The organism is Robertmurraya phoenicis (assembly GCF_047302285.1).
Lineage (GTDB): Bacteria > Bacillota > Bacilli > Bacillales > Cytobacillaceae > Robertmurraya.
In genome coordinates this window covers 3356655-3375552 of record NZ_CP154845.1, presented here as the reverse complement: position 1 = coordinate 3375552, position 18898 = coordinate 3356655, and the positions used below count along the sequence as shown (strand labels likewise).

General features: G+C 38.3%; 18 protein-coding genes. 15 read left to right on the top strand and 3 right to left on the bottom strand.

The genetic code is table 11. From position 1 onward, the window contains the following. Nucleotides 1-2 precede the first annotated feature (2 nt). Nucleotides 3-962: an ornithine carbamoyltransferase gene (gene argF / locus AA0X71_RS16830; RefSeq protein ID WP_413356463.1), complete on the top strand. Its 960-nt coding sequence runs from the start codon at nt 3-5 to the stop codon at nt 960-962. Between the two features lie 43 nt (nt 963-1005). Here the strand turns inward: argF and AA0X71_RS16825 are convergent, their stop codons facing one another. Next, nucleotides 1006-1815 carry an undecaprenyl-diphosphate phosphatase gene (locus AA0X71_RS16825; protein ID WP_413356462.1) on the bottom strand — a complete coding sequence of 270 codons (810 nt, stop codon included), beginning with the start codon at nt 1813-1815 and terminating at the stop codon, nt 1006-1008. Between the two features lie 173 nt (nt 1816-1988). On the opposite strand from AA0X71_RS16825, the gene AA0X71_RS16820 reads away from it, so the two are divergent. After that, nucleotides 1989-2180, top strand: coding sequence for a YjzC family protein (locus AA0X71_RS16820; protein WP_413356461.1), 192 nt, complete (start codon nt 1989-1991; stop codon nt 2178-2180). 131 nt (nt 2181-2311) lie between these two features. Continuing rightward, complete coding sequence (clpB, locus tag AA0X71_RS16815; protein WP_413356460.1) at nt 2312-4909, top strand: ATP-dependent chaperone ClpB; 2598 nt, start codon at nt 2312-2314, stop codon at nt 4907-4909. A 69-nt stretch (nt 4910-4978) separates the two neighbouring features. Here clpB and AA0X71_RS16810 read toward each other — a convergent pair whose 3' ends face one another. Continuing rightward, nucleotides 4979-5170 carry a YjzD family protein gene (locus AA0X71_RS16810; protein ID WP_413356459.1) on the bottom strand — a complete coding sequence of 64 codons (192 nt, stop codon included), beginning with the start codon at nt 5168-5170 and terminating at the stop codon, nt 4979-4981. Nucleotides 5171-5372: 202 nt separating this feature from the next. On the opposite strand from AA0X71_RS16810, the gene AA0X71_RS16805 reads away from it, so the two are divergent. From AA0X71_RS16805 to AA0X71_RS16795, 3 genes are all read left to right on the top strand, one after another. Next, nucleotides 5373-6113 (top strand): hydrolase, encoded by a 741-nt coding sequence (locus AA0X71_RS16805; protein ID WP_413356458.1) that lies wholly within the window; start codon nt 5373-5375, stop codon nt 6111-6113. A gap of 119 nt (nt 6114-6232) precedes the next feature. Further along, nucleotides 6233-7012, top strand: a complete 780-nt coding sequence (locus tag AA0X71_RS16800) for a hypothetical protein (protein ID WP_413356457.1) — start codon at nt 6233-6235, stop codon at nt 7010-7012. Between the two features lie 122 nt (nt 7013-7134). Next, entirely contained in the window at nt 7135-8091 is a 957-nt protein-coding gene (locus tag AA0X71_RS16795) for a BMP family ABC transporter substrate-binding protein (protein WP_413356456.1), read from the top strand. A gap of 46 nt (nt 8092-8137) precedes the next feature. On the opposite strand, the gene AA0X71_RS16790 is transcribed toward AA0X71_RS16795, so the two are convergent. Then, the gene (locus AA0X71_RS16790; RefSeq protein WP_413356455.1) at nt 8138-8470 is read right to left on the bottom strand and encodes a hypothetical protein; all 333 of its coding nucleotides are present in this window, start codon (nt 8468-8470) and stop codon (nt 8138-8140) included. A gap of 278 nt (nt 8471-8748) precedes the next feature. Here AA0X71_RS16790 and AA0X71_RS16785 point away from each other — a divergent pair, with 278 nt between their 5' ends. From AA0X71_RS16785 to AA0X71_RS16745, 9 genes are all read left to right on the top strand, one after another. Then, nucleotides 8749-9681, top strand: coding sequence for a beta-ketoacyl-ACP synthase III (locus AA0X71_RS16785; protein WP_413356454.1), 933 nt, complete (start codon nt 8749-8751; stop codon nt 9679-9681). A gap of 33 nt (nt 9682-9714) precedes the next feature. Continuing rightward, a complete protein-coding gene (gene fabF / locus AA0X71_RS16780; RefSeq protein ID WP_413356453.1) occupies nt 9715-10953 on the top strand; it encodes a beta-ketoacyl-ACP synthase II in 1239 nt (412 codons plus the stop codon). Nucleotides 10954-11169: 216 nt separating this feature from the next. After that, nucleotides 11170-11877 carry a DUF2268 domain-containing protein gene (locus AA0X71_RS16775; RefSeq protein ID WP_413356452.1) on the top strand — a complete coding sequence of 236 codons (708 nt, stop codon included), beginning with the start codon at nt 11170-11172 and terminating at the stop codon, nt 11875-11877. 264 nt (nt 11878-12141) lie between these two features. Beyond that, nucleotides 12142-13155, top strand: a complete 1014-nt coding sequence (locus AA0X71_RS16770; protein ID WP_413356451.1) for an ABC transporter ATP-binding protein — start codon at nt 12142-12144, stop codon at nt 13153-13155. After that, nucleotides 13142-14074 carry an ABC transporter ATP-binding protein gene (locus AA0X71_RS16765; RefSeq protein WP_413356450.1) on the top strand — a complete coding sequence of 311 codons (933 nt, stop codon included), beginning with the start codon at nt 13142-13144 and terminating at the stop codon, nt 14072-14074. The genes AA0X71_RS16770 and AA0X71_RS16765 overlap by 14 nt, the downstream gene beginning before the upstream one ends. 5 nt (nt 14075-14079) lie before the next feature. Continuing rightward, nucleotides 14080-15042 carry an oligopeptide ABC transporter permease gene (gene opp4B, locus AA0X71_RS16760; RefSeq protein WP_413356449.1) on the top strand — a complete coding sequence of 321 codons (963 nt, stop codon included), beginning with the start codon at nt 14080-14082 and terminating at the stop codon, nt 15040-15042. 26 nt (nt 15043-15068) lie between these two features. After that, nucleotides 15069-15974, top strand: coding sequence for an ABC transporter permease (locus AA0X71_RS16755; protein WP_413356448.1), 906 nt, complete (start codon nt 15069-15071; stop codon nt 15972-15974). A 16-nt stretch (nt 15975-15990) separates the two neighbouring features. After that, the gene (gene opp4A, locus AA0X71_RS16750; protein WP_413356447.1) at nt 15991-17877 is read left to right on the top strand and encodes an oligopeptide ABC transporter substrate-binding protein; all 1887 of its coding nucleotides are present in this window, start codon (nt 15991-15993) and stop codon (nt 17875-17877) included. 238 nt (nt 17878-18115) lie between these two features. Then, nucleotides 18116-18862, top strand: coding sequence for a YjbA family protein (locus AA0X71_RS16745; RefSeq protein ID WP_413356446.1), 747 nt, complete (start codon nt 18116-18118; stop codon nt 18860-18862). Nucleotides 18863-18898 lie beyond the last annotated feature (36 nt).

The following is an 18898-nucleotide window of genomic DNA, read 5'->3' as shown; positions in this document are numbered from 1 at the left end:
AGATGTTATCATTACAGGCAAAAAAAGGAAATACAAGTATTAAGGGGAAGGATTTATTAACATTAGCTGATTATTCTCCAGCAACGATTAAAGAGTTGCTTAATAAAGCGAAGGAATTAAAGAAGGCGTATTTATCTGGAGAACCAACACCGATTTTACAAGGAAAGATTTTGGGTCTAATCTTTGATAAACCTTCAACCCGTACGAGAGTTTCATTTGAAGCTGGGATGTTACAACTAGGTGGTCAAGTGATACACCTGAATGGTCAGGAGTTGCAATTAGGAAGAGGAGAGCCAATTTCAGATACGGCAAAAGTATTATCGAGTTACATTGATGCAGTCATGATCAGAACCTTTTCTCATGAACGAGTGGTAGAGCTTGCAGAACATGCGACCATTCCGATTATTAACGGTTTAACTGACTTGTATCATCCATGTCAGGCATTAGCCGACTTATTAACGATTCAAGAGGAAAAAGGGAAACTGGAAGGCATCAAGATGGTCTATATTGGCGATGGGAATAATGTCGCCCATTCGTTAATGATTGCTGCGGCGAAAGTAGGAATGAAGCTTGTAGTTGCGACACCAAATGGGTATGAACCAAATGAGAAAGTAACCGAACTTGCTAAAAAATTCGCTTTAGAAAATGGTGGGGGAATTTCGGTTACGAACGATCCAACCGATGCTGTTGTGGGAGCAGATGTTATCTATACAGATGTATGGACGAGTATGGGCCAAGAGGCAGAAAACGCTCAGCGACTCATCGACTTCAAAGATTTTCAAGTAAATGAAAAGTTAGTCCTTGGTGCAAAGGATGATTATCTCTTCCTCCATTGCTTACCGGCACATAGAGGGGAAGAAGTGACAGGAGAAGTCATTGATGGGGTGCATTCTTCCGTCTTTCAACAAGCGGGTAACCGACTTCATGTACAGAAAGCATTGTTAGTAGAGATCTTAAAATAATTTACAAAAAGCCTACAAACAATTTTGTAGGCTTTTTTGGCGTTTATGACAAGAAGAATACTAATGGTCCGACAATAAAACAGTAAATCGCAAAATATTTTAGATTTCCTCTTGCCATGATGTTCATGAACCACTTAAGTGAAAAATAGGATGCGACTAATGAAGCAAAGAAAGCGAATGTATAAGGTAGCGCCAATTGTGCGAGATTCTCGTCTGCTAATATGTCCTTAAATCCAAGAATCATGCCACCGACACTAACAGGGATATATAATAGGAAGGAATATCTTAACGCTGTTTCTTGTTTCATCCCTAAGCCCATTGCTGCTACGATAGTTGCCCCAGAGCGACTAATTCCTGGGATGAGGGCTATGGCTTGAGCGAGTCCAACAATAATCGCATCACGGATAGAAAGGTCAGCATCGTTTTTCCGTCCACGCAAATTACGTATGAGCCATAACGCAACACCTGTAATTAACAACGTAATTCCGACCACTTTTACACCTGTTAAATGCTCTTCAATATAATCATCGAACAAAATCCCAATAACACCAGCTGGGATTGTCCCAATAATTAAGTAAATAATAAAGCGGAAATCGGATTTAGCCGATTCTTCACGCTTTGTAATGTAGGCAAGACCGTTTTCGATCAGTCTCCAAATATCTTTGCGATATATAATTAGGACAGCGATTAAGGATGCTGTATTGACTAAAAGGGCAAAGCTTAATCCTTCAATTTCAACATTTAGGAAATGGCCAGCAATTTCTAAATGTCCACTTGATGAAATCGGTATTGGTTCGGTAAAACCTTGGAAAAGTCCTAGTAGAAAGTATTTAACTATTTCAAAAAAATCCATAATTTTCCTCCTGATTTTAACAAATTCACAATCTTTACTATATCACATCTGCTACTGTTATGTACGTTAAGTATAGACGAAAGAGAAAAAAAGAAAGTTTCATTTCAAACACATTCATGAAAGATTTACGATCGGAAATAATAACGATAGATAGAAGGAAAGGAGTGTGTGTATTGGGACAAAGTCATCAATTTCGTGCTGGTCAGAAAGCACCTAATAATGGGATATATGTGGAAATAGGTGAAGAAGGCGATGGTGTTATGAACCCGAAAAAAATCAAGCTTAAAGCTGGCGATCGCTTTCCAGAAAACTCAAATCATAATCGCCATTGGATGTATAAAACGAAACCGAGAGATTCAGGTTGATTTTTCAGGCAAAACATAGCAAGTTATGTTAAAAACAAACTAAGCCACCCTCTTCAAAGGGTGGCTTTACATATGATAAAAATGGATTATAATGGAGTAAAAGGTCAAAAAAGGTCAAAGGAGGAATCGATATGGATTTGAACAGGATGACGGAACGGTTGCAGGCGGCTTTATTTAGTGCCCAGTCTATTGCGACTTCAAAAGAGCATCAGGAGGTCGACGAGGACCATTTATTTCTCGCATTAATTCAGCAGGATGATAGTCTGGTGGCTGCCATTTTGGATAAAGTCCATCTCCCTTCCCAACAATTTGAGAATGACTTAAATGAATTACTTCAAAAGAAGCCTCAAGTGTCTGGTAGTGGTGTGGAGCAAGGGAAACTCTATATTACAAGTAGGCTGCAACGGTTACTTTCAGAGGCTGAAAGGGAAATGGAAAAATTTCAAGACGAATTTATTTCGGTTGAACATGTATTACTGGCATCGATGAAATATAAACAATCAAGTATTGGTGAAATTTTGCATAAAGAACGTATCACCTATGAGGCAATACTTCAAGTGGTCAAAGAGATAAGGGGGAATCAAAGGGTGACTTCTCAAAATCCAGAAGCAACGTATGATGTTTTAAAAAAATATGGTCGAGATTTAGTGGCGGAAGTGAAATCTGGAAAGCTTGATCCAGTTATTGGCCGTGATGGGGAGATTCGAAATGTGATTCGAATCCTTTCGCGAAAAACGAAAAATAATCCAGTTTTAATCGGTGAGCCGGGTGTTGGGAAAACAGCCATTGTTGAAGGATTGGCTCAAAGAATCGTACGTAAAGATGTTCCAGAAGGCTTAAAGGATAAAACCATTTTCTCTCTTGATATGAGTTCCCTTATTGCGGGTGCTAAGTTCCGAGGGGAATTTGAAGAAAGATTAAAAGCAGTATTAAATGAGATTAAAAAAAGTGAAGGAAGAATTCTCCTTTTTATAGATGAAATTCATACAATTGTTGGAGCGGGAAAAACAGAAGGTGCAATGGATGCTGGCAATATGTTAAAGCCAATGTTAGCTCGAGGGGAATTGCATTGTATTGGAGCAACGACTTTGGATGAGCATCGCAAGTACATAGAAAAGGACCCGGCTCTTGAAAGACGTTTTCAACAGGTACTCGTTCAGGAACCAGATGTAGAAGATACGATTTCGATTCTTCGTGGTTTGAAAGAAAGATTTGAAATTCACCATGGGGTTAATATTCATGACCGTGCCTTAGTGACAGCTGCTGTATTATCTGATCGTTATATTTCTGATCGCTTTTTACCTGATAAAGCAATTGACCTCGTCGATGAGGCGTGTGCCATGATTCGAACTGAAATTGATTCGATGCCAGCAGAGTTAGATGAGGTCACGAGACGGGTCATGCAATTAGAAATTGAAGAGGCGGCTTTGCAAAAGGAAGAGGATGAGCAAAGTAAGAATAGACTGTCAACACTACAAAAAGAACTAGCTGATATGCGTGATAAAGCAAATTCCATGAAGGCAAAATGGATGGCTGAAAAGGAAAGTATTCATCAAGTGCAAGAGAAAAGAGAAACATTGGAGAGATTACGGAGAGAATTAGAGGAAGCAGAGAATCAATATGATTTAAATAAAGCAGCTGAATTACGTCATGGCAGAATCCCTTCACTTGAAAAAGAGTTAAAAGAACTGGAGGAGGAAGTTAGTAAGCAGGCTGGCGAAAGGCTTCTTCGTGAAGAAGTGACTGAAGAGGAAATAGCGAACATTGTCGCAAGATGGACAGGTATCCCCCTTGCGAAGCTGGTAGAAGGAGAACGGGAGAAGTTATTACGACTAGAGCAAATTCTTCATGAACGAGTCGTGGGGCAAGACGAGGCAGTCTCCTTAGTTTCCGATGCAGTCCTAAGAGCAAGGGCAGGAATTAAAGATCCGAACAGGCCGATTGGTTCGTTTATTTTCCTTGGACCTACAGGTGTTGGAAAAACCGAACTAGCTAAGGCATTGGCACAATCTTTATTTGATAGTGAGGAGCAGATTATCCGTATTGATATGTCTGAGTATATGGAGAAGCATTCTGTATCAAGGCTTGTTGGGGCACCTCCAGGTTATGTTGGCTATGAGGAAGGCGGACAGTTGACAGAAGCAGTGCGCAGAAAGCCATACTCAGTTATCTTGCTTGATGAGATTGAAAAAGCTCATCCAGATGTGTTCAATATTTTATTGCAAATGCTTGATGATGGGCGGGTAACGGATTCTCAAGGAAGAACCGTTGATTTCAAAAACACCGTCATTATTATGACTTCAAATATTGGCTCACATTTTTTATTAGAAGGACCAATAGAGAAGGAAACCATCTCAGATGAAGTCAAGGGTCAAGTAATGGCTCAATTAAGAGGCCATTTTCGTCCAGAATTTTTAAACCGGGTTGATGAGACGATCCTCTTTAAACCATTAACATTGAATAATATAAAGTTGATTGTCGTAAAATTGATTTCAGAATTACAAAGAAGATTACAGGATCAACAAATCCGCTTGAGCATATCAGAGGAAGCGAAGGAATATATTGCATCAAATGGGTTTGATCCAGTCTATGGGGCAAGACCATTGAAACGATTTATCCAACGTAATGTGGAGACATTGCTGGCAAGAGAAATCATTGCAGGCAATATCGGCGAAAATAGTAGTGTACAAATTATCCTTGAAGGCGATACAATCAAATTATCAAAATAAATGGACATACAAAAAAGTCATCCTTGCATAAAGTCAGGATGACTTTTTTCCCCTAGCATTTTTAATTAATTAATGTATTCCTTCTTTGCCACTTGGTTCATTTGGAATAATGGCAGGGAAGATTAAGATAACAATGGTAGCCACAACGCCTAAGACGGCACCGGTTACAAAATCAAAAGTAACTCCGATCATTGAGCTTGCTACGTACGTTAACATTTGAACTAAAGCGAATGTCCAAAATAAAGTCCAAAAGTATTTCACCGTAATCACCTCTTACTTTTAACATCTTTTTCATTCTACCATAGCGACTCCAATTGATAAAGTAAAACTTGATTTAAAAGGGAATGTACCGCTTACAAGCCCAAGTCGGAAAGAAATCAAGTAAATATGGGCGAACCTCCCTTTCACTTTAGACATAACTTCATACATTAATAAGAGTAAATTCATAGAAGGAGTTTTTCGCATGGAGCACCGAAACTTTAAACTGGATACCGAATGGAATATGATTCATTATCCCGAAAAACCAACTGGTTTCGGTATCCTTATTATTGGTGACGAACGCCATTTTGTTGACGAGAAATCGAGTTTTTGGACGCAAAATGAAGGGAAGCAAATGTTAATTGAAAGCTTCAAGAAATCGGGATACACCGTTTTCTATTCAAATTTATATGGAAAGAATTGGGGTAGTGAAAAAGCCGTCAATTTGGCTAAACGCCTATATGAATATATTATCCGAACAGAAATCATTAATAGCAAAATTCACATTTTAGCTGAAGGAATGGGGGCCTTAGTAGCACTGAAGCTCATCAAAGAAATGAAAGGAAATATTCGCTCCATTGTCCTATTAAACCCCGTCCTCTCTTTGAAACATCATTTAGAACAGGAAAAGGAGCATAAATTTTTCTATAAAAAGCTATTAAGAGAGCTGTCGTATTCGTTTGATAAGGAGAGCAAACAGATTATCGAAATTATTAGTAATCCTGAATTTGAGAGTCCTCAGTTTCATTCAGATATTCCAACCAAGATCATTCATGTTCTCTCAGGAAATCGAGCCTATAAACAATCGAATTTACTAAAAAATCTCTCTGTCATGTGGAAGAATGAAGAAGTCCCGATTACAATCAGTTACCTTCTCCCTGAAAAGAAACCTCAGATGGACTACTATATGATCACCTTTATGAAAATACATGAAGTAGTTCTATAAGGCTATTTTCTAAAAGCAACATTGTTTGTGCGAAAAGAGCCTTCTTTAATCATATGAAATAATCAAGCCTCCCTAAGCATAGGATGGAGTAAGAGTTTACTGGAGGGAGGCTTTTTGTTATGGACAAGGTAATGATTATCGGTACATTTGAGTTTTTAGGATTCCACTTTACAAAAAAGTTGCTTGAAGAGGGAATAGAGGTTCTCGGAGTTCATCATCAAGTGAATGACGAAGAATCATATTTAATAGAAGAAAAGCGGTTACAAATTGGCAGAAATGCAAATTTTGAGGAAAAGAGTGTTGATTCTCTCCACAGGAACACCAGTGATTATGAGCTTCTGCTTGTCGATTATTATGATTTTTTTATGAGAGGGGATGAAGAGGCGCTTTTCCATTACGAAAATTATCAGTGGCTCATGAAAAATAGCGATAAAATCGTTTTTCTACTCCCGCTTTCATTAAGTAATGATCAATTTGAAGAAAGCAGAACCAAATTGGAAAAGTTTATTTCATTGGTTCGAAACGATAAGGTTGTTCAAGAGATTCTTTTGCCAACGATCTACGGGCCATGGCAATCAGAGGTATTTCTTTTTCAGCAAGCCTTAAGAAAGAAAAAAGACGAATGGATACTGAGTTCAAGAGAATGGACAGCAGATGCACTGTACGTAGAAGATATGGTTAGTAAAGTATTAGAGCTAATGGATGACGATAAAGAACGCTATTTATTAAGAAACGATCAGATAAATGGTTGGGAAGAGTGTGCGCAATATTTAAAAATCAAGGATTTTCCTACTAGGGACGTCCGAAGTGATTGTGAGGGATTTGAAGTGCCCGTTCCACTAGAAACGTCCATTGAAACAGGTTTAAAAAATCAACAAAAACTTGTGCATTCACAATGATTTTTAAGAGAAAGAAAAAATTCTTTCCAATTATGTCGGATAAATGTAGAATTAAAGTGATTAAATCATTTCGACTAGGACGAAAGATTGATCCTCTATTTTATCTGAGAGGCGGAAAAAGAATGCAAAGGATATTAACTTGTTTCGGGATGATTCTTTTATGCCTTTTTACGCTTTCAGCGTGTGGACAAACATTAGGGACGGGCGAATTAAAAAAAGCAGGATTGTTAGTGCCTGAAACCGTTAATGATCAGGTTTGGGGTACAAAGGGCTATAAAGGTATGTTAAAAATCCAATCGCGCTTCAATGTGGATGTTTACTATAAAGAAGGAATGAATTCAGAAGCAGTCGTTCAAAGAGCGGTCAAAGAATTTGACCAAAAAGGTGTTAATCTGATCTTTGGTCATGGCAATGAGTATGCCGAGTATTTCCGCGAGCTATCAAATGACTATCCTCATATTCATTTTGTCAGCTTCAATGGCAATGCAACTCAAAAAAATACTACAAGCTTGAATTTTGATGCTTATGCTATGGGCTTTTTCGGTGGTATGGTGGCTGGACATATGACAAAGACGAATCATGTTGGAATTATCGCAGCCTATGAGTGGCAACCAGAAGTAGAAGGTTTTTATGAAGGGGCCATATTTGAGAACAAGGATGTTGAGGTCGATATCCAATACGTTTGGCAGTGGGATGATGTGGAAAGAGCACAAATGCTATTAGATGATATGATTGAAAAGAATATCGATGTCATCTATCCAGCAGGCGATGGTTATAATGTCCCTGTCATAGAAAAAATTAAAGAACAAGGTCTCTATGCAATCGGCTATATATCTGACCAGTCGGATCTAGGTGAATCCACTGTATTGACCAGTACTGTACAGCATGTCGATACATTATATGAACTTGTCGCTGAACAATTTAACAAAGGGAAGCTAGAATCAGGGAATCTAACTTTTGATTTTCAGGATGATGTCATTTCATTAGGGGAATTTAGCCCACTTGTTGATCAAAAATTTATCGATTCTATCAATAAAAAGATCGAGTCGTATAAAGATACTGGAAAATTACCAAAGTAGCAATAGCAAAACTGCCTGTTCATTGGACAGGCAGTTTTTTTGTCCACTATTTTTTTGATAAAAAGTTCTCGAGGAGTGGCTTGATCTTAGTCAATAATGGTTTTAGTTCTTTTGTTGAGGCCATTAGCGTATCGATATGGTTCATAACTTCCATGTAGTCCACTTTTTGTAAAAGCTCTTCAATCGATTTATTAAGTCCATTCAGTGTACCTTTGTTGTTCTGAGTTTCTGCTTTATCACTTGCCCTACTACCAAGAATCCAGTCCCAATCTTCTTCTTCCCTTTTTACCGGTTCTTCGAAAGAGGACGTGTTACGCTCTCCAAACATGAATTTTGAGAAATGATCAACTTCTTCGCTTTGAACTTTGTCTTCCTCCATTTAAGGCACCTCCCTCGATATAATTTATTCCTCTAATAAATAATTGTATAGACAGATGTGGAAAATGAAAGAAAGTGATGATGTTTTTAACTAATAAACGATCATTCATGATGAAGAATCTGTTTAAAAAAGTTGCAGGATTGAATGTCTCTTGATAGAATAATTAGTACCAAGTCATAATAATTGATAATAAAATAATTATGAGACAAGTAAAATCCCGTCTAAGTGGGATATATTAAAAAATCTTACATCTTTTTTAAGATGAAAGGAGATTAGGGATGAACGCAGGAGTTGTAGGGATAGGCAGATTTCTTCCAGAAAATATCGTAACGAATGCCGATTTGGAAAAGAAAATGGATACCTCTGATGAGTGGATCAGAACAAGAACGGGAATTGAAGAAAGAAGAATAGCAGATGATGATATCGATACATCTGATATGGCATACAGGGCTGCAAAAGCAGCGATGAAGGACGCTAACATTTCTCCAGAAGAGATTGGACTCATTTTAGTTGCAACTGTTACTCCAGATGCACCATTCCCATCCGTTTCTTGTAGGATTCAAGAAAAACTTGGAGCGATGAATGCAGCTGCAATGGACATTAGTGCTGCATGTGCTGGTTTCATGTACGGAATGGTGACAGCGAAGCAATTTGTTGAAAGTGGAACTTATAAATATGTGCTAGTAGTAGGTGTAGAAAAATTATCGAAGATCACAGATTGGGATGATCGTGGAACGGCTGTATTGTTTGGTGACGGTGCAGGTGCTGCGGTAATTGGTCAAGTTTCTGAAAATCGTGGAATTTTAGCATTTGAATTAGGGGCTGATGGGACAGGAGGAAAATACCTCTATCAAGACGAATATATTATTATGAATGGTAGAGAAGTATTTAAATTTGCTGTACGTCAGATGGGTGAAAGTAGTGTAAATGTGTTAGCGAAAGCAGGATTAACGAAGGAAGATGTTGATATGCTTATTCCTCATCAGGCTAATATTCGAATCATGGAGGCTTCCAGAGAAAGATTGGAACTTCCGCTGGAAAAGATGTCAAAAACAGTTCATAAATATGGGAATACTTCTGCAGCTTCGATTCCGATTTCAATCGTCGAAGAGCTGGAGAATGGAAAAATCAAGGATGATGATGTTATTGTAATGGTTGGCTTCGGCGGAGGCTTAACTTGGGGCGCGATAGCATTAAGATGGGGAAAATAAATTCCTATTTTATGTGCAAAGGAGATGGAAATAATGACGAAACGAAGAGTAGTTGTAACAGGAATTGGTGCCGTAACGCCACTCGGAAATGATGCGGAAACAACGTGGAAAAAGATTCAAGAAGGAGTCTCTGGTGTCGGAGTTTTAACAAGATTGAATCCAGACGATTATCCTGCGAAAGTTGTCGCAGAAGTGAAGGATTTTAATGTAGAAGAATATATTGATAAAAAAGATGCTAGAAAAATGGATCGTTTCACTCACTATGCTGTCGCTGCTTCAGTAATGGCAGTGAAGGATGCTGGTCTTGACATTAATGATGACAATTCACATCGAGTAGGTGTATGGATTGGTTCAGGGATTGGCGGAATGGAAACATTCGAGAATCAGTTTGAAACATTTTTAAATAAAGGTTATCGAAGAGTAAGTCCATTTTTCGTACCAATGATGATTCCAGATATGGCAGCAGGCCAGGTTTCTATCACACTAGGTGCAAGAGGATTTAATTCCTGTACGGTTACGGCTTGTGCAACAGGTACAAATTCCATTGGAGATGCTTTTAAAGTGATTCAAAGAGGTGCGGCCGATGCGATGGTATCCGGTGGCTCAGAAGCGCCTATCTCAAGAATGGCGATGGCAGGATTCTGTGCCAACAAAGCATTGTCGACTAATCCAGATCCCGGGACTGCAAGTCGTCCATTTGATTTAAATCGAGACGGTTTTGTCATGGGAGAAGGCGCAGGAATTGTTGTCCTTGAGGAATTAGAGCATGCGTTAGCACGTGGTGCGAAAATCTATGCTGAAATCGTTGGCTATGGTGCAACTGGTGATGCGTACCATATCACTGCACCGGCACCAGGTGGAGAAGGCGGGGCTCGCGCAATGAAAATGGCGATCGAGGATGCTGAATTGAATCCAGAGGATATTGGTTATATTAATGCCCACGGTACAAGCACGGATTATAACGATAAATTTGAAACATTAGCGATTAAAGAAGTGTTTGGTGAGCATGCGTATAAACTAGCAGTGAGCTCAACAAAATCAATGACAGGCCATTTGTTAGGAGCAGCTGGTGGTGTGGAAGCGATCTTTACAGTCTTAGCTTTAAGAGATGCTGTTTTACCACCAACGATCAATTTGCAAACACCAGATCCAGAATGTGATCTCGATTACATTCCAAACGAAGCAAGAAAGCAGGAAGTTCAGGCAGCCTTAAGTAATTCCCTAGGCTTCGGCGGACACAATGCAACCATCGTTTTTCGTAAGTATGAATAGCATTTAATCATAGTGATAAGAGAGGATGTCCTATTTTAGATAGGGCGTCCTTTTTTTGTGTCGAGAGTAAAGACGACTCCTCCCATAATAAAAGAGACTGCAGTTCACAGAGTCGAGTTTCATCTGGCTTATTTGCAGTCTCTTTTTACATTTACATTCATAAACTAAAGAGAAAATGGAGGTGGAGGAATTGGGGTAGTTCGGACAGATAAATGGTTGGAGGAGGATTTTGATGACCCGAAAAAAATATGTCTACAAATCGATTCGAGTAAACCCGACTTATATTCTTACTTAATCCAGTTTGGAATGTATAAACCGAATCGAAGGACATCGCGCTATTTTCAAGACATACAAAAGAACAAGGTTTGGGAAGAAGTAGCAAGGCTTTTCCGCAAGTATCAAAAACGATGGAACGGTCCAGATGTTGATATTTTTATATTTCCGATTCATAGTAATTTCGCAGATAAAGGTGGGGTTTCTTTCAAGAAAAGCATATTCCTATTCCTTTCTCCGCTTGAAGATAAAAAAGAGATAGAGGCCCTATTTGTTCATGAATATCACCATGTTTGTAGAATCAATAAACAGAAAAAAGAAATGAAGGAGTACACTTTGTTAGATTCCATAATTTTAGAAGGGCTAGCTGAACATGCAGTGGAGTATTATTGTGGAGAAAAATATCGAGCAAATTGGTGTCAGTACTATTCTGAAAAAGAATTAGAGCAATACTGGGAAGACCTCCGTAATGAGATTATCGATACAAAAAGAGAAGAAGAGCTTCATAACAATATTTTATTTGGAAGTAGAGGATATCCAAGATTACTAGGATATGCAATTGGATACCACCTTACAAAAGTAATTCTTAAAGGTGGAAACTTTTCCACAAAAGTAAATTTTTATTCGAATTCCGAAAATTTCATAAAATGAAATAAATGGAATGTATTGGAAATGATTGATTTATCAGGGTTTTGGAAAGTTACCAATTAAGAGAAATTTAATAATTGTAAAAAAACTCTTGCTATTTTAATAAGACTGTAATAATATTTTAATCAAACGAACGAATAAACAGAATAATTTGAATAGCCGGCACACGAAAGATTATAAACTTGCCTACAAAATATAACTGTTGATTCTAAAGCTTCGGTTTATTATTCAGATATAAGTTTTATGTGAAGGGTTAGGGGGATTAAATTGAGCGAGCCAATCTTAAAAATAGATAATCTAAAGACATCTTTTCGAATTAAAGATGACTATTATGCAGCAGTAGATGGAGTATCTTTATCAGTACATAAAAATGAATTGCTTGCCATTGTAGGAGAATCTGGTTGTGGGAAAAGTGCTTTAGCTTTTTCAATCATGAATCTTCATAGTAGAGCAAAAATAGAAGGAGATATTCTATTTAAAGGTCAAAATATTACAAAATTAACAGCAGGCAAATTAAATAAGCTTCGTGGAAAGGACATGGGAATGATTTTCCAGGATCCTTTAACTGCCTTAAATCCACTTATGATAATAGGAGAACAAATTGGTGAAATACTCCTCATTCATGGAACGTCTTCCACGGAAATAAGAAAGACTAAAGTAATAGAATTGTTGAATAAAGTTGGGATTCCCCGCCCTGAACATGTTTTTAATCAATTTCCTCATGAATTATCAGGCGGAATGAGACAAAGGGTTGTCATCGCAATGGCTATCGCCAATAATCCTGAGTTGTTGATTGCTGATGAGCCAACAACAGCACTTGATGTAACGATTCAGTCGCAGATTCTTGATTTAATTAAGGAATTAAAAGAGGAATCAGAAGCTGGCGTTATTCTTATCACCCATGATTTAGGGGTGGTTGCGGAAATGGCAGATAGAGTAGCAGTTATGTATGCAGGTCAAATTGTTGAAATTGCAGATGTCTATACATTGTTTGAAAATCCATTACACCCGTATACAAGATCACTCTTGAATTCAGTACCAACAACAAGTGAAGAACAATCAACACTACACGTTATTCAGGGAGTGGTTCCAGCATTGCAGAACCTGCCACGAGAGGGTTGTCGCTTTGGAGCGAGAATTCCGTGGATTCCAGATTCTGCGCATGAAAAGAATCCAGAATTGCACGAAGTAAGTCCTGGTCACTTTGTTCGCTGCACCTGCTATAAGGATTTTCATTTTCCTGATGGAGTTAAGGAGGGTAAGCAGCATGTCATATCTTGAAGTAAAGGACTTGAAGGTTCATTTTCCTGTTAAAGGTGGCCTTTTTGGAAGGACGTTGGGCCATGTCAAAGCGGTAGATGGAGTCAATTTATCGATTGAAAAAGGAAAAACGTACGGGTTGGTTGGCGAATCTGGTTCAGGAAAAACAACGACTGGTCGTGCCATTATTGGATTAAATAAAATTACCTCTGGACAAGTTTTATTCGAGGGACAAGATATTACGAATATAGCAAGCGCAAGTAAGGATGTTCGCAGAGATATTCAAATGATTTTCCAGGATCCATACTCTTCATTAAATCCAAAAAAACGCGTGATTGATATTATTTCAGAACCGCTAAGAAACTATGAGAAACTCACTAAGGGAGAAGAGACGAAAAGAGTCCAAGAATTGTTAGAACTAGTCGGACTAAGTCCCGAAAGTATCCTCAAGTATCCTCATGAATTTTCAGGTGGTCAAAGACAAAGGATTGGAATTGCAAGGGCGATTGCGTTGAAACCAAAGCTCATTATTGCGGACGAGCCTGTATCAGCACTTGACGTATCTGTGCAAGCTCAAGTATTAAACTTCATGCAGGAGATACAGAAGGAATTAGGGTTAACATATTTGTTTATAAGCCACGACTTAGGTGTTATCAAACATATGTGTGACCAGATTGGCATCATGTATAAAGGCAGATACGTAGAGGCTGGGACAAAAGAGGATATCTTTAATAATCCTCAGCATATTTACACGAAGCGACTGGTTGCAGCGATTCCAGATATCAATCCGAGAAATCGAGACAAGCATCTGCAATTCCGTCAAGAAGTAAAGAACGAGTATGAACAGGCATATAATCAATACTTTGATGACGAGGGCTTAGCCTATCAATTGCAGCCCGTATCCGATACACATCTAGTGGCTTTGCCTGAGAAAGGTTGATTGTTATGTGGAAATTTTCTATACGGCGAATCATGATTATGATTCCACAAGTGATTTTACTAAGCCTTATTGTTTTTATTCTAGCGAAAATGATGCCGGGTGATGCCTTAACTGGAATGATAGACCCGAATATTGATCCGAACACGATCGCTGAAAAACGTGAAGCGTTAGGTTTAAACGACCCATGGTATGAGCAATACACCAGATGGGTAGGAGGCGTATTTACAGGTGATTTAGGCCAGTCCTTTCATTTTAAAATGCCAGTTACAGAGTTGGTTTGGCAAAGAATTATTAATTCATTCTGGTTATCTGTATTAACTTTATTCTTAACGTATATTATTGCAATTCCTCTTGGGATTACAAGTGGTCGGTATAACGATTCTTGGGCCGATCGTTTAATAACAGGGTATACGTACATTGGTTTTGCTGCCCCATTATTTATTTTTGCATTGGTGATGTTATGGTTTTTTGGCTTCTATTTAGATTGGTTCCCAACTGGTGGTAGTGTCAAACCAGGCTTGGTGCCAGGGACGTTTGAATATGTCATGAGTAAGATTTACCATATGTTGCTTCCTGCACTGTCTATGGCATTAATCACTACGGTATCGACCGTTCAATATTTACGTAGTGAAATTATTGATACAAAACAAAAAGATTTTATTTTAACAGCAAGAGCAAAAGGCGCTTCAGAATCTAGAGTTTACAATCGTCATATTTTAAGAAACTCACTGTTACCGATTGCTGCTTTTTTTGGATATGAAATCACTGGATTGATCGGAGGTTCAATCTTTATTGAGAATATCTTTGGTTATCCAGGAATGGGACAACTTTTCTATAATTCTATATTAATGCGTGACTATAGTGTTGTAACTTCTCTTGTACTATTATTTGGAATCTTGTCGATTCTAGGGGCATTACTATCAGATATTATTCTTAGTCTAGTTGACCCGCGTATTCGGATTAAATAAGCATCGTAAACTGTGAGGTGATCAAAATGGAAACGAACAAAATAGAGCTTGAAAAGGAACGTGAAGTGGTAAAGAGTCCTTCCGGTTGGAGAATTATAGGACGAGAGATTGTACGTGATAAATTAGCATTAAGTTCTTTGATTTTACTTATTATCATAATGGTTATAGTGTATGGTGCTTCCATTTTGCTGGATGTGAAGGAAATCGTAAAGGTTGACTTGTTTTCCATTCATCAACCACCATCGGAGGAATTTCTTCTTGGAACTGATTATGGTGGACGAGATGTATTCGGGCAGTTAATTATCGGTACACGTAACTCTCTTTCAATAGGGCTTCTGGTTACGTTAATGACAGGAGTAATTGGCATTATCTATGGATTGGTAGCAGGGTATTTTGGAGGAACTGTTGACAATATTATGATGAGAATTTTGGACTTTTTCCAAGTATTACCTTTCTTGATGATTGTTATCGTGTTCGTTGCCATTGTGCCGAAGTACAGCATTCTATCATTTTCATTAATCATGACCGCATTCTTGTGGATGGGGATTGCAAGATTAATTCGTTCAAAAGCTCTCCAGGAAAAAGAACTAGATTATGTACAAGCTTCCAAAACGCTTGGTACGTCAAATTTTAAAATTATGTTTACGCAAGTACTGCCAAATTTAAGTTCGTTAATCATCGTTACGATGACATTGAATTTGGCGGCAAATATTGGGTTAGAATCTGGGTTATCCTTCTTAGGATTTGGTTTTCCAGAGAGTACACCAAGTTTAGGGACTCTTGTAAGTTATGCAAGAAATCCACAAACACTTGAATTCAGATGGTGGGTTTGGGTACCTGCATCATTACTAATTTTAGTATTGATGTTAAGTATAAATAATGTTGGCCAAGCGCTAAAGCGTGCGACTGACGCAAGACAAAGAAGAGGATAAAAGGGAGGCAACAAGAATGGAAAAAGCTAAATTTAGCAAACTTCTATTAGCAATGATGCTAGTACTTGTACTTGCATTGGCTGCTTGCTCTGGTGGCGAAAAGGATTCTACTAAAGATTCCGGCGACGATAAAGAGAAGCAAACAGAAGAAAAAGAAGATGGACTTTACTCCATCGATGATTTCAGCCAAGTAAAAACAAATGAAGGAGAAGCTATCGAAGGTGGTAACCTTAACTTCGGATTAGTTTCTGATACAGCATTTGAAGGGACTTTAAACTGGAACTTCTATTCTGGTGACCCTGATGCTCAAATTTTATCTTGGTTTGATGAAGGTTTATTAACTTGGGATGCAAACTATGTGTATACAAATGATGGTGCTGCAACTTATGAGCCATTAGATGAAGTATCTGCAGACGTACTTGCAACATTACCTGCTGACAAGGCTACTGAAGTGGCTGATAAAGGGGTAACCATCAAATTCCAAATTAAAGACAATGTAAACTGGCATGATGGAGAGCCTGTAACTGCTGAAGATTGGTTATTCGCTCATGAAGTTATTTCTCATCCAGATTATGACGGTCCTCGTTACGGATCTGATTTCACAAATATCGTAGGAGTTGAAGCTTATCATGCAGGTGAAGCTGATACGATTTCTGGTATCGAAGTTTTAGATGACAAAACATTACAAATCACATACATTGAATCAACTCCTTCTCTAGTAACAGGAAGTATTTGGTCCTATCCTTTAGCAAAGCATATCTTTGGTGATATGGCAGTGGCTGATATTTCTTCATCTCCAGAAGTGCGTCAAAATCCAATTGGTTTTGGTCCGTTTATCGTTGACAGCATCACTCCAGGAGAAGCGGTTGTCTTAAAGAAAAACCCTGATTACTGGCGTGGAGAACCAAAACTTGACACGGTAACAGTGAAAGTAATTAACAACAGTGTTGTTGCACAAGCTCTACAAAAAGGTGAAGTAGACTTAGTTAGTTCGTTTGATGTGGATCAATTCCCAGCAAACTCTGAGTTATCCAATGTTGAATGGTTAGGTAAAGTTGACCGTGCGTATACGTATATTGGATTTAAGTTAGGTACTTGGGATAAAGAAGCTGGAGCAGTTAAACCGAATCCAGATGCAAAAATGGCGGATGTGAATTTACGTCAAGCTATGTGGCATGCAGTAGATAATGATACAGTTGGTCAAAAGTTCTATCATGGTCTTCGTTGGAATGCGACGACATTAATCCCGCCTTCTCACCCAGAGTTCCATGATGATTCAAACCCTGGTCTTACTTATGACCCTGAAAAAGCGAAGCAATTGCTAGATGAAGCAGGATATGCTGATGTTGATGGCGATGGTATCCGTGAAGATAAGAATGGTGAACCATTAGTCATTAACTTTGCTTCAATGTCTGGTGGAGATACTGCTGAACCACTAGCACAATACTATATCCAAGCTTGGGAAGCTGTTGGTCTTAAGGTTGAATTATTAGATGGTCGTTTACAAGAGTTCAACTCTTTCTATGAGAGAGTAGGACAAAATGGTGATGATGATCCAGCAGTTGATATTTATCAAGGTGCTTGGGGCGTTGGTATTGACGTAGACCCTCGTGGACTATATGGTCGTGATGCGCTTTATAACTTCTCACGTTATGCAAGTGATGAAAATGATGCAATATTAGCTGATGGTGTTTCTCAAGAAGCGTTTGATGTTGATTATCGTAAAGAAGTATACAATGAGTGGCAGCAATTAATGGTTGATGAAGTACCTGTATTCCCAACTTTATACCGTTCAGTATTGGTACCGGTTAACAACCGTGTTCAAAACTACTCAATTGAAGAAGGTTGGGCTAATCTACAGGATTTAGCTGTAACACAAGAAGAAGGTCTAAAAGCCGAATAATCCTATCAGTTCTGAAAGGATCCGCATTTTGCGGATCCTTTCTTTTTACGTTGTGTTCATAAAATATAAAGGTAAGTAAGAAGCTTTGTATAAGGAAATTGGTTTAAGGTGGGATTTTTGGGAATAAATTGGCCTGTGACTGCCCATACTGAGTGACAAATAGTTAACTTTATTCAGAATAAATACTTCACATTTATAGGTGTTGACGTATTTGATTGAAGGAGTGAGGGGTAGATTCATGTTATATCTTCATGATGTTTGGGTCAATTGGTTTGAAGGTGAAGAGAATGGATATAATGTATGTCACTTCCATGAATGGCGTAAGGATGACGGTGTAGAGTTGCTCGATCAAGTGCCATTATTGAAAGTTAGTTCGGTGTTATTTAATTACATAGAGAATGATTTAGCGGAATTGCCACAGCAGTTGTTAGATGACATTTATCAAAAGGCGTATTTACGAAAAAATCATGAGCGAATTCAGCTTGATTACTGCTTCATCATAACTGATGGAATGGATATTCTTGTTGTGGATACGATTGGCTACAACATCCCTATTCGAAAAAGTAGACTCATTCCAAGGCAGGAGCAATTGGTGTATGAAATGATTGAAAATCATGAACCGATAGATTATTCCTTTAATAACTCTTCTTCTTTAAAGGAATTTCATATTCTATCACCAGCACCTGAATTAATGAATGGCTTAACGAGGAAAGAAAGGCAACTTAAACAATTGCTGTTTATGGCGCTTGATCAGCTTCGAGCTTGTGACAATGTGGCGGAAATTCGCTACTGGTATACGGAGTGGTGTCCAGAACGTTACGGTGAAATTCAGCAATGGGATTTTGAGGAAGTTTGGCAACAGTTATATGAAGAAACACGATATGGCTGGTCACATAAGCATGAACAATTTTGTGAAAATATTATTAAGGGACAACCCTTCTTCGAAAAATTATGGGAAATGGAGCACGGTCCAAGAGTAAACTAAAAATAACCGCTTGTCCAATTAGACAAGCGGTTATTT